The organism is Corallococcus caeni, from assembly GCF_036245865.1.
Lineage (GTDB): Bacteria > Myxococcota > Myxococcia > Myxococcales > Myxococcaceae > Corallococcus > Corallococcus caeni.
This window is the reverse complement of record NZ_BTTW01000011.1, coordinates 181,135-195,586: the sequence shown is the minus strand read 5'-3', so window position 1 is coordinate 195,586 and position 14,452 is coordinate 181,135. Positions and strand designations below refer to the sequence as shown.

The 14,452-nt window shown below is 70.9% G+C and carries 10 protein-coding genes; 4 read left to right on the top strand and 6 right to left on the bottom strand.

Annotation, left to right across the window (positions count from 1 at the left end; all coding sequences use genetic code 11):
- Positions 1–36: 36 nt before the first annotated feature.
- The 5 genes from AABA78_RS35065 to AABA78_RS35045 all read right to left on the bottom strand — a co-directional run bounded on the left by AABA78_RS35065 (position 37) and on the right by AABA78_RS35045 (position 9,295).
- Complete coding sequence (locus AABA78_RS35065; protein WP_338269828.1) at positions 37–2,337, bottom strand: hypothetical protein; 2,301 nt, start codon at positions 2,335–2,337, stop codon at positions 37–39.
- 22 nt (positions 2,338–2,359) lie between these two features.
- The gene (locus AABA78_RS35060; RefSeq protein WP_171421753.1) at positions 2,360–4,150 is read right to left on the bottom strand and encodes a VWA domain-containing protein; all 1,791 of its coding nucleotides are present in this window, start codon (positions 4,148–4,150) and stop codon (positions 2,360–2,362) included.
- Complete coding sequence (gene mtsD / locus AABA78_RS35055) at positions 4,147–6,129, bottom strand: cell-cell cohesion protein MtsD (RefSeq protein ID WP_338269827.1); 1,983 nt, start codon at positions 6,127–6,129, stop codon at positions 4,147–4,149. The genes AABA78_RS35060 and mtsD overlap by 4 nt, the downstream gene beginning before the upstream one ends.
- 33 nt (positions 6,130–6,162) lie before the next feature.
- Positions 6,163–7,488, bottom strand: coding sequence for a cell-cell cohesion MYXO-CTERM protein MtsC (mtsC, locus tag AABA78_RS35050; RefSeq protein WP_171421755.1), 1,326 nt, complete (start codon positions 7,486–7,488; stop codon positions 6,163–6,165).
- 169 nt (positions 7,489–7,657) lie between these two features.
- A complete protein-coding gene (locus AABA78_RS35045; RefSeq protein ID WP_338269826.1) occupies positions 7,658–9,295 on the bottom strand; it encodes a calcium-binding protein in 1,638 nt (545 codons plus the stop codon).
- A 247-nt stretch (positions 9,296–9,542) separates the two neighbouring features.
- On the opposite strand from AABA78_RS35045, the gene AABA78_RS35040 reads away from it, so the two are divergent.
- The 3 genes from AABA78_RS35040 to AABA78_RS35030 all read left to right on the top strand — a co-directional run bounded on the left by AABA78_RS35040 (position 9,543) and on the right by AABA78_RS35030 (position 11,440).
- Positions 9,543–9,848, top strand: coding sequence for a hypothetical protein (locus AABA78_RS35040; protein ID WP_338269825.1), 306 nt, complete (start codon positions 9,543–9,545; stop codon positions 9,846–9,848).
- A gap of 105 nt (positions 9,849–9,953) precedes the next feature.
- Positions 9,954–10,484 carry a hypothetical protein gene (locus tag AABA78_RS35035; RefSeq protein WP_338269824.1) on the top strand — a complete coding sequence of 177 codons (531 nt, stop codon included), beginning with the start codon at positions 9,954–9,956 and terminating at the stop codon, positions 10,482–10,484.
- Entirely contained in the window at positions 10,481–11,440 is a 960-nt protein-coding gene (locus AABA78_RS35030; RefSeq protein ID WP_338269823.1) for an HTTM domain-containing protein, read from the top strand. The genes AABA78_RS35035 and AABA78_RS35030 overlap by 4 nt, the downstream gene beginning before the upstream one ends.
- Positions 11,441–11,443: 3 nt before the next feature.
- Here the strand turns inward: AABA78_RS35030 and AABA78_RS35025 are convergent, their stop codons facing one another.
- Entirely contained in the window at positions 11,444–13,750 is a 2,307-nt protein-coding gene (locus AABA78_RS35025) for an MtsA protein (RefSeq protein WP_370469502.1), read from the bottom strand.
- 269 nt (positions 13,751–14,019) lie between these two features.
- On the opposite strand from AABA78_RS35025, the gene AABA78_RS35020 reads away from it, so the two are divergent.
- The gene (locus AABA78_RS35020) at positions 14,020–14,427 is read left to right on the top strand and encodes a hypothetical protein (RefSeq protein ID WP_216623375.1); all 408 of its coding nucleotides are present in this window, start codon (positions 14,020–14,022) and stop codon (positions 14,425–14,427) included.
- Positions 14,428–14,452 lie beyond the last annotated feature (25 nt).

The window sequence follows — 14,452 nt, the reverse complement described above, 5'->3', positions numbered from 1 at the left end:
GCGGAGGCCTGAGGCCCCGCCGCCCGGCCGGCGTCGCTAGCGGGTGAACTGGCAACCGCCCACCCACGTGCCACCGTCCTGCGTGGGCGCCGGGCACGACGTGGGCGAGCCGCCATCCGCCGCCGTGTAGCCGCGCGGGTAGTCGCCGTAGCCGGTGCGCAGCGTGTAGCCCACGGGCTTGTAGTCCGTGCGCTCGGTGGCGCTCACCGCCACCTTGAGCGTGCCGCCCTTGATGAAGCGCCGCTCCAGGCAGGAGCACGCGTAGGGCGCCACCGTGACGCGCGTGGTGCTGGCCGTCTTCTCCAGCTGGTACAGCGCCTGGTAGCTGCTGAGCGGCGCGCTCGCGGAGGTGTGCCACGCGCGCATCGCCGTCGAGCTGTAGGCCAGCGTCAGCGCTCCGCCCGTGCTGGTGGTCGTCACCGGCGTGCACGTGCCGGAGCCGCCGTCCGTGCTGTTGCCGTCGCAGAAGGTCAGGTCCAGCGCCAGCCCATGCGGGGTGCCGCCGTCGGGCAGGTTGTCCACGTCCCACTGCACCAGCCACGCCGCGTCCTCCGGCGCGCTCCGGGTGGGGAGCTGGTACTGGAAGGTGTCCGTGTCGGAGGGCACCGCGTCGTAGTCCGCGGGGCCTCGCACGCCCAGGCCCGTGGCGCGGTCGTTGCCGCGCAGGCGTCCGTGGCCGTACGTCAGCTGGCCCTTCGCCTCGAAGGTGGCGTTGCCCACCGGCAGGTTGCCCGTGCCCACGTCGCCGAGCGTCTTCGCGCGCGCCTGCTCCACGCCCCCGCTGTAGGCGGCGACCTCCTCCGCGTCGTCGTCGTCCCAGGACACCTCCAGCCGGTAGTCGCGGTCATCCGCCCAGTTGTTGCCGTCGTCCTGCACCACGAAGTGGTACGTCGCCGTCGCGGCGTGCGCGGGCACCGGCAGCACGCCCTGGAAGTTGCTCAGGCCGGCGAAGCGCGCCGGGTCGCTCTCCTCGCGCAGCGACTGGAGGCACAGCACGGCCTCCGCGTTGTTGCAGTACGTCTGCACCAGCCCCGGCGCGTCGGGGTGCTCGCGCGTGTCGCGCGGGCAGACGGCCGGGTCGCTGGTGCAGGTGGCGCGCTGCTCGGCGGTGACGGATGTGCTGACCGTGGTGAACACCAGCACCTGCCGGTCCGCCAGCTGGCCCAGCGGCAGGGGCAGCGGGTCGAAGCGGGTGGTGGTGGGCACCTCCACCAGCTTGTAGCGCAGCAGGCTGGGCTTCGCGTACGCGGGCAGCTGCAGCGCGAACCAGTCGCGGTCGGACACGTAGCCCAGCCGTCCGTCGAAGGTCGTGGACGTGCCCGGCGAGCCCACCAGGCTGCGCGAGTACGCGCGGGCGTAGGCGTCGTTGTCCCCGGACTGGTCGCGCGGGTCCGCCTCGTCCACCACGCGCACCTCCACCTCGTAGGGCTGGCGCAGGTCGCCCGCGGGCACGGGCTCGTTGTTGCCCCGGTAGCCCTTCACCACCAGCACCCAGGTGCCCGCCAGCTTCACCTTGCGCGCGGTGGCCAGCACGCCCGGGTGCACCTTGGGCAGCACGTTGCCCTCCGACTCCTTGTCGGTGCTGTTGGGGCGCAAGAGCTCATAGGACAGCCGGTAGTTGGGCGCGAAGCCCTGGTCCGGCGCGGTGAGGCGCACGTAGGCGATCTTCCCCGCCGTCAGCGGGAAGCTGAAGCGGTCCACGTCCGCGTCCGTGGCCAGGTAGCCCCGGGCGGTGCCCACCTGCACGGCGCCCTGCGCCGCCAGCGCGATGGGCGTGGGCGTCACGTCATTGGGCTCGTTGGTGTCCGGGTTCTCGATGAGCTCCACCGTGAGCCGGTAGGGGTTGCGCGCGTCGAAGGCGGGGCGCGCGGGGTTCGTGGGCGCGTCGCGCACCACGATGATGAGCTGCGTGTCCGGCGTGCCGTACGGCAGCACGATGTCCACCGGCTTCGGGGCGCCCGAGCCGTGCTGATCCGACTTCGCCACCAGCGCGGTGCTCTTGTCCTTCTCCTGCACCGTCACGGACAGGTTCACCGGCGTGCTGGACGCCAGGTACGTGCCGGTGACGTGCACCAGCGTGCGCGCGTTGGCGGAGGCCGGGATGCGGACGCTGTACCAGTCCTCGTCACCGGCCTTCACGTCGCCGGTGAGCGCCAGGAAGCGCTCCACGGGCACGCCGGGCTTCAGCTCGCAGTCCGGGTTCGTCAGGGCCTCGTCGCGGCTGTTGCAGAGGTCCTCCACCACGCCCGTGCCGCCATCCGGCGTGTCGTCCCCGTCAGAGGAACAGGCGGCCAGCAGGAGGAGCGCGAGCGGGAGCAGTCGGGTGCGAAGGCGCATGGGGGACTCGGGGGCTGCGGAATCAGGGGACGGGCGAGAGGGTCGGGGCGACGCCGGGGCAGCCGTCCACGAAGTCCTCGGGGTTCACGCGGACGACGCCGTCCGGAGGCGACTTGATGCCGCCCACCGGGTAGCGCACGGAGTCCACGCGGAAGGTGCGCACCAGCGTGCGCGCGGTCGGGTCATCCGCGGGCAGCATGGCCACGGAGAGGTAGATGTCGTTGTAGCCCGCGCCGCGCTGCACGGTGCCGGCGTCCACGCCCCCGTCCACGCCGCCGTCGGCGATCATGGCGACGGTGGGCGCGAGCAGCACGTTGTCCACGCGGAAGCGGTAGCACTGGCGGCCCTGGTCATCCACCGGGCCGTCCGCCTCCATGCTGTAACGGTACGCGTCCGAGGCCAGGTTGGCGGTGTCCACCTGGAGGGGCCGCATGTGCATGCGCGCCTCGCTGCGGTTGGTGAGGCCGTCGGTGTCCGGGTCCTCGTCCAGGTCGCTGCTGGAGCCCTGGGTGCCGCCCCGCCACTCCATGCCGTCCGGCACGCCGTCGCCGTCGCTGTCCTGGAGCGTTGCGTTGGTGCCGATGAACTGCTCGTCGCAGTCCAGGAGGCCGTCGCAGTCCGTGTCCACGCCGCGCAGCGCGGGCGGGCAGCCCTTGTCCAGGCCGCCGCCGTCCGGCTGCACTTCCTGGGTGGGGTCGAACTGCACGCCGCGGTCGCGGAAGTACACCTCCACGCCGTCGCTGAAGCCGTCGGTGTCGGTGTCGCGCAGGTTGGGGTTCGTGCCCAGCTCGTACTCACGCGCGTCGGAGAGGCCGTCGCCGTCGGTGTCCGCCTCGTCCAGAGGGCTGCCCGGGGGCGCGGAGAAGTTGGAGGCCACGAACTCCTTCACGACGAAGGCGCGGCGCACCTGGCCGAACTGGAAGTTGAGGAAGTTGATGGGCTCGTTGTTGCGGAAGTCGCGGAAGTTGCCGCCGCCCAGCGTGGCCATCTTCTCCAGGCGGTCCGCGTTCTGGTTGATGATGAGCAGCGGGCAGCCGCCGTCGCCGAAGCCGCCGTCCTCCGACACCAGGTCGCACACGGAGGGCACGGGCTGCGTGGGGTTGAAGACGTGCACGGTGTTGAAGCGCACGTCCTCCACCAGGTCGCGCAGCTGCCGGATGCGCACCACCGCGTCACCGCGGATGAGCTCGTCGTCCTGGTTGTTCGTGGGCTTGCCGTCCGACAGGAAGATGACCGAGTAGCGCGCCTGCGCCAGGGCCTCATTCCCGCTGGGCTGCTGCCGCGCCCGCGCGATGTCCGTGTTGATGAGCGAGTAGATGTCCGACAGCGGCTTGACGAAGTCCGTCGAGTCCCGGTTCGGCGACGTGTCCGTGTTGCGGAACGTGAGCAGCTTCTCCGTGAGGATGGCCTTCGCGTTGGCGTCCAGCCGCGACACCTGCACGAAGCCGTCCTCCGCCGGCGGCCCCGGGTCCTGCGTGAGGAACGCCGTGGTGCTGCCCGCGAAGAGCATCACCGCGATGGAGACCTCCGGGTCCTGCGGGAGGTTCTCGATGAGGTCCACCAGCGCCGTGGCGCGCGTGCCGTCCGGGTCGCTCACGCGCATGGACTGGCTGGCGTCCATGGCGACGATGATCTTGATGGGCCGGATGACCTCGTTCGCGCCCAGCGTGCAGAAGCGCCCGTCCAGCGACACGGCCCGGTCCGCGGGCACCTCCGTGTCACGGCGCGGGTCGTAGAGGTACGAATCCGTACAGGCCACCACCACGGCGAGCCCCACCAGGGTGAGGGCCCAAAGACGTCCCGCGCGGCTCACGGCGACGCGCCTCCCTGCGAAGGCGACACGCCGACGCAATTGCCCTGGGTCCTCCAGGGGTCCACCAGTTGATCCGGCCGGCGGAAGTCGCCGTCGTCCATGGCCAGGTCCGGCCCCAGCGGCACGCGCACGCTGGGCGGCGCGTACTGCGCCCACGCGCACGCGGTGCGCCAGACGCCGTAGTCCGTGGCCACGCCGCTCTCCGGCGCCTCCGCGAACCACACCTTGAACAGGTTGTAGCCCTGCTTCACACCCGAGCGGTCCGGCGGCGTCACCAGCTGGAGGTTGGACACGGTGAAGTCGTAGCAGACGCCGTTCGTGTCGTTGCCGCCCGCCACCTTCGTCACCTCGTACTGGATGCCGTACTTGTCGTGGAAGAGCCGGTCGCGCCGGGTGGGGTCGCTGCCGGCCTTCAGTTCCTCGTCGTCCGGCACGCCGTCGCCGTCGGTGTCCAGGCCGGCCACGCTCGACTGGAGCGGGTTCAGGCCGTACTTCGCCTCCAACCCGTCCGGCGCGCCGTCGCCGTCGCTGTCCACGATGCCCTGGCGCGTCTTGAGGTAGTCCTCCGCGAACTGCGACAGGCCGTCCCCGTCCGTGTCCCGGCAGGTGCAGCCGGGCGTCAGCGGGGACTTGGGGTCGCAGCCGCGCGCGTCCAGGTCGTTGCCCGGCTTGAAGCCCTGGTCCTGGCGCCGGTACTCGAAGCCGTCGCTCAGGCAGTCCCCGTCGCTGTCGATGGTGAAGGGGGTCGTCTTGAGCGTGAAGGTGTTGTCCAGGGAGTCCGGGACGCCGTCGCCGTCGCTGTCCAGCACGCGGCCCTCATCCCCCGGCGCGGAGCTCAAGGGCTCCACCATCAGCGTCTTCATCACGTTGGGCGATGCGAAGGAGGAGTAGTCCAGCGCGCCCAGGCCCAGCTCGCTGATTTCGGCCGTGTCGCTGAACTCCTGGTAGACGCCGTTGCCCATCTCCGCGAAGCGCTTGAGCAGGAAGGAGGCGATCTTCTTCGCCGCGGCCGGGTACTGCGCCTCCGGGACGCCCGGGTAGGTGCCGTAGATGTCCTGGCAGATGGGGCCGCAGGCGCGCACGGCCTCCTCGTTGAAGAGCAGCACCGTGTGCATGCGCACGTCGCCCACGTTGTACTGCGTCTTGAGCTCCATCAGCCGGCGCACGTAGCTGAAGAGCTGGTAGTTCTGGTTGCGGTCCGTGCCCACCTCGAAGCCGGTGATGGCGTCGGTGGTGCTGGTGGCGTTGCAGAAGCTGGAGATGGAGTCGCGCCAGGTGAGGTCCGGCGTGTCCGGGCCCGCGTAGACGGTCAGGTCGTCGTTGGCGGAGCAGCGCGGGTACGGCGTGCCGTCCGTGAGGAACACGACGACGTAGCGCGTGCGCGGCAGCAACTCCGGCGTGGCCTGGGACACCGCCTCGATGTCGCTCGCGATGAGGCTGTACGCGTAGCTGAGCGCGCCCTGGTAGTCCGTGCCCTTGCCCAGCTGCGACTGGAGCCCCTCGATGTAGCCGTTGATGTTGCCCGGGGCCTGGAAGCGGTCACCTCCCGGAGGCGGCCAGGTGTTCTTCACGTTCGTTTCGAACGGTGCAATGGCGATGCTGATGTTGCCCTGGCGCGCGTCGTTGATGCGCTTGAAGCCCGACACCAGGTTCTTCAGGGCGCGCACGCGCGCGGGCTCCGTGACGCCCGGCGGGATGATGGCCTGCACCTCCGCGCGCTCGCAGAAGCCGCTGCCCTCCTGCGAGCCCGGCGGATCCGACACGCACATGCTGCCGGACTCGTCCACGACGAGCACCACCTTCACCGGGAACCCGGTGGGGTTCGCCGGGCGCGTGCACACCCGCCCGGTGAGCGTCAGCCGGTCATCCAGCTGGGACTGCTCCTGGGCGCGCGGCTCCAGGAGCGTGTCGGAACAGGACAGCACACCCAGGGCCAGGAGGCCGGTCGCAAGAAACGGAACCACGAGCTGACGGCGCATGCGATGCGGACCTCCTGGCACGGATGACACTTCTTACGCCTTCTTGCGGCGGCGCAGCAGCAGGCCGAGCACGCCCGCGCCCAGGGCCGCGGCGCTGCCGCCCGCGGGCAGCGAGGTGCAGCCGCCGCCGTTCCCGTCGTCCTTGCCCACCTTCACGAAGAGGCTGGACACGGAGGCGCGCTCCGCGGGGAACACGCGGTCCGCGAAGGCCAGGCGCGTGGACACCTGCAGTTCGTACTCACCTTCCTTGTCCGGCTGGAAGTTGGGCACGCTGCCGTCCACGTACTGGTACTCCCAGTGGCGGCTGTAGGTGACGGCGCCCTTGGGGTTCTCCACCACCGCGGTGGAGCCGGAGGGACGCTTCACCACCGTCCAGGTGTACTCGATGGCCGCGCCGTTGCGGTTGGCGAACAGGGGCGGGCGCACCGCCATGCCCGTCTTCTCCACGCTCAGGGTGCCGCCCGTGCCCACGCTGAAGGGCGCCTTCGGATCCAGGCAGTCGTTGGGCTGGTCCTTGTTGAGCACCACGCAGTAGCGCGTGTCGCACAGGTCGCCCAGGCCGTCGCCGTCGTCATCCGCCTGGTCGCGGTTGGCCACCAGGGGGCAGTTGTCCTGGGCGTTGAGCACGGAGTCGTTGTCCCGGTCCGGGTCGCACGCGTCGCCGATGCCGTCCACGTCCGCGTCCTTCTGGTCCGGGTTGGACAGGCCGGGGCAGTTGTCCAGGTTGTCGGAGATGTTGTCGCCGTCCGCGTCCACGCGGCACAGGCTCACGTCCGCCGGCAGCTGCTGGTCCTCGTTCGCGACGAGCGGGCAGTTGTCCTCGCCGTCCTTCTTCCCGTCGTTGTCGTCGTCGTCGTCACAGACGTCGCCGATGCCGTCCTTGTCGCTGTCCGCCTGGTTGGCGTTGGGGATGGTGGGGCAGTTGTCCTCCCCGTCCGGCTTGCCGTCGTTGTCGTCGTCCGGGTCGCACGCGTCGCCGATGCCGTCGCCATCGCCGTCCAGCTGCGTGGCGTTGGCGACGCTCGCGCAGTTGTCGCAGGCGGAGCCGACGCCGTCACCGTCGCCCGAGTCGTCCTGATCGCGGTTGGACGTGAACGGGCAGTTGTCCTTGTCGTCCGCCTTGCCGTCGCCGTCCGCGTCGTCCGTGTACGACAGCGTCTTGCCGTCGTCCGTGTACGCCACCCAGACGGAGCAGCCGCAGCCACAGCCGCAGCCGCCGCCCTCCTCCTTGGGCCGACCGCACTCGTCTCCGAGGCACTCCGGGTTGTCCGGGTTCTGCTCCTGGGCCTGCACGGTACGGGGGCTCAGTACCAGGAAGGCTCCGAGCGCCAACATGGGGGCAATGCGACCGATAGTCATGGTGACTCCTTTCACAACCCCTCCCCTAGCAAGAGCCGATCCCACCGCTGTAGGACTTTCAGGGTCAGGAACTTCAAGGGGTTGCGGGCTCGGAAGAGACTGCTACAGGATGGGTGTGGGGGGGACACCCCATTGAGACTGTGGGGAACACCCCACGATTGGGCCGGGCTCAGGTGCCCACGATGAAGTCGTCGGAGGTGAGGGAAATCATGCCCGCGGGGGTGCGGCCCGAGTCCGGGTCGTACTGGATCTCCTGGATGAAGAGCGAACCCACGCCGGCGCCGCGCGGATCATTGTCCCGGCCCACCTGGAGGTAGAGGTAGACCTCGTTGGTGCCCGCGGGGATGAACTCGCCGGGGAAGAACGGGTGGGGGCGCTCCAGGGTGGGGACCAGGGAGACGTTCTCCACGCGGGTGCGGTAGCAGGCGCGGTCGCTGGTGGCCGTGGGAGGAAGCGGGACGACGGAGTAGCCGTAGCCGCGCTCGCGGTGGAAGTCGAGGTCGGCGCTGAGCGGGTCGCCGTGGGCCTCCACCTCCGCCACGTTGGTGACGCCGTCGCGGTCGCTGTCGAGCAGGTCCTCGGGGACGAGCGGGTTGGTCCGCGACAGGGCCTCCACGAGGTCCGGCAGGCCGTCGCCGTCGGTGTCGCCCACGCAGGGGTCGCTGCCGAGCACGCGCTCCTCGCAGTCGTTGAGCCGGTCGCCGTCGGTGTCCTGCACCACGCTGCAGCCGTTGATGAGGTCCACGGCGAGCGGGTCCAGGCCCATGCGCAGCTCGACGCCGTCCATGAGGCCGTCCTGGTCCGTGTCGGGGACGGTGGGGTCCAGGCCCAGGGCGCGCTCGTCGTCGTCGCCCACGCCGTCGCCGTCGCTGTCGGTGAGCATCTGGCCGTTGCGCACCTGGACGTTGCGGTTGAAGGCGAGGAAGCGCTTCAACTTGAGCGAGTTGTCGAGCGCGCCGTAGTCCAGCCGCGCGAGCGCGTTGGGCAGGCCCGCGAAGTCGGTCTCCACGGGCGCGCTGCCGCCCGCGTTGGCGATGGCGGCCACCTGGAGGCGCGTGACGGCGTCCGGCGTGGCGCCGCGGACGTAGACGGGCTGGACGCTGACGTCGCCCGCGCCCAGCTGCTCCGTGAGGCCCTTGAGCTCTCCCACCACGGCGGTCAGCTCGCACTGGCTGCACGCGGCGTTGCACTGGGCCTGCGCCTCCGGGGACGCGTTGCAGCCGGCGGCCTGGGACAGCGCGGTGCAGCGCCTGTCGATGCCGATGTTGTAGGCCGGGTTGTCACAGCTCACGTCGGAGCTGCGGATGACGGGCGCGACCACGTAGCGCGTGCGCGCGACCTCGCCCTTGCAGGAGGCCTGCATGTCGCCGGACAGCAGGCTCTTGGACAGCCGCAGCGCGGAGCGGATGCTGATGGGGCCCTGCTGCTGGTAGCTGGCGTAGCGGGGCAGGATGGACTGGAACGCGGCGGCGTCCGTGAAGCTGCCCTGCAGGCCGGTGGCCACCGAGTGGAACGCCACCAGCCCGAAGCGCGTCTGGGGGCCGGTGAAGCGCGAGGTGAGCGTGGTGAGCCCGTCCACCGCGTAGCCCACCATCTCCGTCTCCACACCGGTGCCGCCCTGGAGCGCGAAGACGACCTTCACGGGGAACGCGTCGCCGGTGGCCTCCGGGACGCAGAGGTCGCCCTCGAAGTTGGCGCGGTCGCGGGAGCCGCCCGCGCGGTCATCAATCGAATAGAGCCCCGCGTCGGTGCACGACAGCCACAGCATTGGGACAAGGAGCCAGGCGACCCGGGGGGAGGAACGCATCCGTTGGATTGTAGACCTCAGGCCCCCCATCCAACGCAAGCAACCCGCGGGGCGGCACCGCGCGAAGCCCCGTCACCGGCCCGACTTTTCGCGGCCCTCGTGAACAGGTCGCCGCCAACCAGGCTGGAATGTCCACATCCTGCCTGGAACCAGCTTCCGACAAATTCCTGGTCTTACCGGGATGCTACCGATTCCTGGGAGGGGAAAGACATTGCCCATGCTGTCCAATCCCAAGGAGCAAGACCAAATGAAGACGACGAAGCTGGGCGGGACCGTGGCGATGTTCGTGCTGGCGCTGGGTGCGACGGGCGCGATGGCGCATGGTGGTGACGTGAAGAGCCACGACCCCCGCATGGCGGTGGCGATGGAGGAGGTCGTGCTCGTGTCGAAGACGGGCCCCCTGGCCGGCGGCTCCGGCGGCTCCAGCGGCTGCGGCTTCGTGAGCAACATCCTGGGCAACGTCGCCGGCAACCTGCTGGGCAACACGACGGGCACCCTGCTGGGCATCATCGGCAACGTGTTCGGCGGCGGCGCGAGCGGCAACTGCAACTGAAGCGGCCTGACGTCACGACCCCCTGAAGCGATGTAGCTGTTCATTCAAGACGTACCCGACGCCGGAGGTCCCACCTCCGGCGCTCGGTCTTTGGAGCGAGCCCCCATGCGACACACCCTGACTCCCAGGCACGGGTTGTTGACCGGCCTTGCCGCGGTGCACCTGCTGCTGGTGGCCTGTGGCGCGTTCCACGTGCCCTTCCTGCAGCTCACGGACACCGTGAGGCCCTGGGCGCAGGCCTACGTGCACTGGACGGGCGCGAGCAGTGGCTTCAGCTTCTTCGCCCCCGGGGTGAGCCCGGCGGTGAAGGTGTCCTTCGACCTGGAAGGTGCGTCCGGCGAACAGCTGCACGACGACTTCCGGTCCGACAACAGCGCGGTGAACGTGCGCATCCATTCCATGATGTTGCGCTTCGGCCTCCAGGAGAGCCGGGACGCGCTGGCCCGCGCGTGGGCCGCGGCGATGTTCGGCCGGCACCCGGACGCGCGCTCCGTCACGGTGCGCGTGGAGTCGCTCCAGCTGCCCTCCATGGAGGCGCACCTGCGCGGCTCGCGCCCCCTCTGGTCGGAGGCCTACCGCGCGGTGTTCGAGCGCCGGCTGCCCCCGCCCGTGTCCGCCGGCGAGGTGACGCCATGAGCACCCCTTCCTGGAAGTCCTCCGTGGGTCCGAAGCTGGCGGCGTTCGTCAGCGCGCCCTCCTCCGCGCAGCCGCTGGGCGTGCTCCGCATCGGCGTCGCGGCGCTGCTGCTCATCCAGGCGTGGAGCCTGTCGGAGAGCCTGCCGGAGCTGTTGAGCAACCGGGGCTGGGTGCCCTGGAGCGTCTCCGAGGCGCTGGCGTCCCCGTCGGTGCCCCGCGTGGACGCGGTGGTGGCCGCGCTGGCCCCGCTGGGCATCTCCCAGTCGGCCGGCATCCAGGCCCTGACGTTCGTCTACGTCGTGGCGCTGCTGGGCCTGCTGCTGGGCCTGCACACGCGGCTGTCCGCGGTGGTGGCGTGGGTCATCCACACGGTGCTGCTCAACAGCATCAGCTTCTTCTCCTACGGCGTGGAGACCTTCGCGCACATCAGCCTGTTCTACTGCGCGGTGATGCCGGTGGGCGCGGCGTTCTCCCTGGACGTGAGGGCGGGGAGGTTGTCCAGCGCGCCGTCCGCCCTGGCGACGCTGTCGCTGCGCATGTTGCAGGTGCACCTGTGTCTCATCTACCTGGCCACGGGGCTGGAGAAGCTCCTGGGGCCGGTGTGGCGGGACGGGACGGCGCTCTGGGAGGTGCTGATGCAGCCCCAGTACGGCCAGTTCGACTTCGCGTGGCTCGCGGTGGTGCCGTGGGTGGTGAAGCTGTCCACGTGGGGCACGCTGGCGGTGGAGGTGGGCTACGCGTTCTGCGTCTGGCCCCGGCACACGCGGGGGCTCTGGGTGGCGCTGACCGTGGGCATGCACCTGGGCATCGCGGTGATGATGGGGCTGTGGCTGTTCAGCGGGATGATGACCGTGCTCACGTTCGCGGCGTTCGGCTGGCCCCTGGTCGCCGAGGCGCTCGTCACCCGGGCCCGGGCCATGGTCCTGCTGCCGTTCCACTCCAGCCCGTCGCGCTAGGGCTCACAGCGTGAGCAGGTAGGCGAGCAGGTCGTCTCGCTCCTCGGGGGTGAGCGCCTGCGCGTTGCCGTGCTCCGGACCGGAGGAGTCCAGCAGCATTCGCAGCGGGAAGCGCGCGGCCGCCACCAGCCTGTCTCCCTGCACCGCGTAGCCCATCGTGGCGCTCGTCAGCAGGGGCCACACGTCCCAGGTCCCCACCAGCGAGGGCGGCGCCGCGCCCTTCACCAGTTGCTGCTGCTCCGGCCGCAGCTCCAGCGCGATGGGCGTGCCCACGTCCAGGTACTGGCCTCGCGTGGCGGGGTCCTGGTCCAGGGTGAAGAGGGGCGCGGGGTGGCAGGCCGCGCACCGCGCCTTCCCCTCGAACAGCGCCAGGCCCTTCGCCGGATGCCCTGTCTTCCCGTCCGGCATCGTCACCGTCTCCAGCGGCGCGCCGTCCGCGCCCCGGTAGGGGTTGGGCGGCGTGGGCAGGAGCGACGTGTAGAGCGCCAGGGCCTCCACCTCCGAGGGCAGCGGATCCGGGTTGTGGTAGCGGTTGCGCCCGCCCACCGTCTCCGCCGTCTCCTTGAGGCTGCGCGTGCTCGCGGGCGTGAAGTAGGGCGGCGTGTCCCGGCTGCCCAGCGCCGTCGTCGAGCGGTAGATGCGCATGGGGCGCGTCTTCTCGAAGAAGACGCCGCCCGTGTGTCCCTCGATGTGACACGCGTCGCAGCTCATGCCCGTACGCCCCACGTCGGTGAAGTAGAGCACCTGGCCCAGCCGGCGCTGCTCGCGCGGGCGCAGGTCCGTCACCGGCCACTGCCGCACCACGCGCGCCCTGCCCTGCCGCGACTCGCTCACGTCCACCACCGCCACCGTGCCCGTGAAGCGGTTGAGCACGTAGAGCGTGCGCCCGTCCGGGGACAAAGCCAGCGAGCGGGGCCCGGAGTGCAGCTCCAGCCCCGCCCGGCCCTTCGTGCCCAGGTCCTCCGCCGGGCGGATATACGGCGTGCCCTCCGGCGGGGGCACGGGCAGCGTCTGGAGCACCGCCTCGCGCGCCGCAGCGTCGCTCTTCACCAGCGCCTTCGCGTCCAGCACCCGCACCTGCCCCAGGCCCACGTCCGCCGCGTAGAGCAGCCCGGCGCGGTCGTCCAGCGCCAGCCCCTCCGTCACGCCCGCGCCGAAGCCCCGGTGCCGCACCACCTCATTCCGGTCCAGGTTCAGCACCGCGACGCCGCTGTTGGCGCTCACCTCCATGCGCTGGGCGTTGGGGCCCACGTTCGGCCCCAGGCTCGACATGAAGAGGCGATTGAGGCGGTCGCTCACGACCATCCCCCGGGGCGCCTTGCCGCCCATCACCTGCGCGGAGAAGGGCTCCGTGGGCCCTCCGATGATGGGGACGCCCGGCCCCGGCACCACCGGCCCGAACTCCCGGCCGTTCGTGTTGTCGAGCAGCACCACCTGCCCGGTCTGGAGGCTGCCCACCATGAGCAGCTGGTTCCGCAGCACCATCTCGCGCGGGTTCGGATCCACTTCCCGGGCCCACTTCTCGCGGCCATCCTCCAGCGCGAGCGCGTGCACCTTGTCGTGGACGTGCTCGGCGACGAAGGCCACGCCCTGCGCGGCATCCACCGCCAGGCCCCACACGCCCGTGGGCGTGGGGACGACGCGGGCCTTCCGCTCCGGCGCGTCCAGCGCGTACAGCCAGAGCCCCCCGCTCCACTGGTGGGCCACGCCCAGCCAGGGGCGCCCGCCGGCGTCCTTCCACGTCGCGAGCGCCGACGGCCCGTCCCCCACCGCCATCGCCTCCACGCGCCCGGACTCCACGTCCAGCGCGAACACCGTGTCCGTGGGCGGCGACGCGACGAAGAGCGTGCGCCCGTCCGGGGACAGCGCCATCGCCATCAGGTCCGGGAAGGCCGCGTCGTTGACCACCGTGAGCCGCGCGCTGCCCGTGGGCCTGGGGTCGGTGCTCGCGGCCAGCGACAGCTGCACGTCCGTCTGGAACGTGCCCGCGGGGAGCGTGAGGTCCGCGGGGAGCCTCGTGTAGGCGTGGCGCGCGTCCACCACCGTGAGCGGCACCTCGCGCGACAGGGGCGCGCCCAGCACCAGCCGCAGGCCCGGCACCAGGTTCTCGCCGTAGAGCGAGAGCGGCTGCGAGGTCTGGTTGCTGGTCAGCTTCGGCCCCACCGCCTGGAGGATGGGACGCGGCGGCGCGGGTGGAGGCGGGGGCTCCGGAGCCTCCCGGGGCAGCACGACGATGGCCAGGAGGCCCAGGATGGCCACGCCAGCGAGCCCCACCGCGATCCACTCCAGCTTGCGAATGTCACCCTTCACGCGTGTGCGAGCCTCCCGCGCGCGAGCATCCTCCATCCGCCCACCGTGTCACGATGACTTCGCACCACGTCTGCTCGCATGCTGGGGAGGCACCGCTCAGAGGGAATCCCACGCGACCTTTCCAGCGTACCGGCACGAAGCGGGACAGGGCGTGGAGAGCCCGCCCCACGTGAGGTGGACTGCCCCCCACACCTGATCGCCACACGCCACGCCATGGGGCTGGAGTGTGCGTTGACAGGTCGGGGCTCGCATCGCTTAACCTGTTGATGATGCGACGTTTCCTTCTCTTCTGTGCCGTCGCCAGCGTGCTCGGCTTCGGTCCCCTCTCCACCGCGAACGATGCCTGGGCCCAGGGGCGTGCACGTGCACCCCGGACGAAGGCCGCGAAGGCGACCAAGGCCAAGAAGGGCTCGAGCAAGGCGCCGCCGCGCATCGAGACGAAGTCGAGCACGGCCGTGACGGATCCGGTGACGGGGGATGCCGCGGCAACGGCGTCGTCCGCGCCGCCGCAGCGCGGCCCGTCGCGCATCGACTTCGACGACCGGCTCATCCAGGGCCAGACGAACAAGTCCGGCGCCGTGTATCTGTATGACCGCAAGGAATTGAAGACGCGGTCGATGCTTCGCGAGCGGGACAGCTTCCGCTCCGAGACGCTCGCCACCGTCTACGATCAGTAGGGCCGTACCGCCCATCACCCTTCGA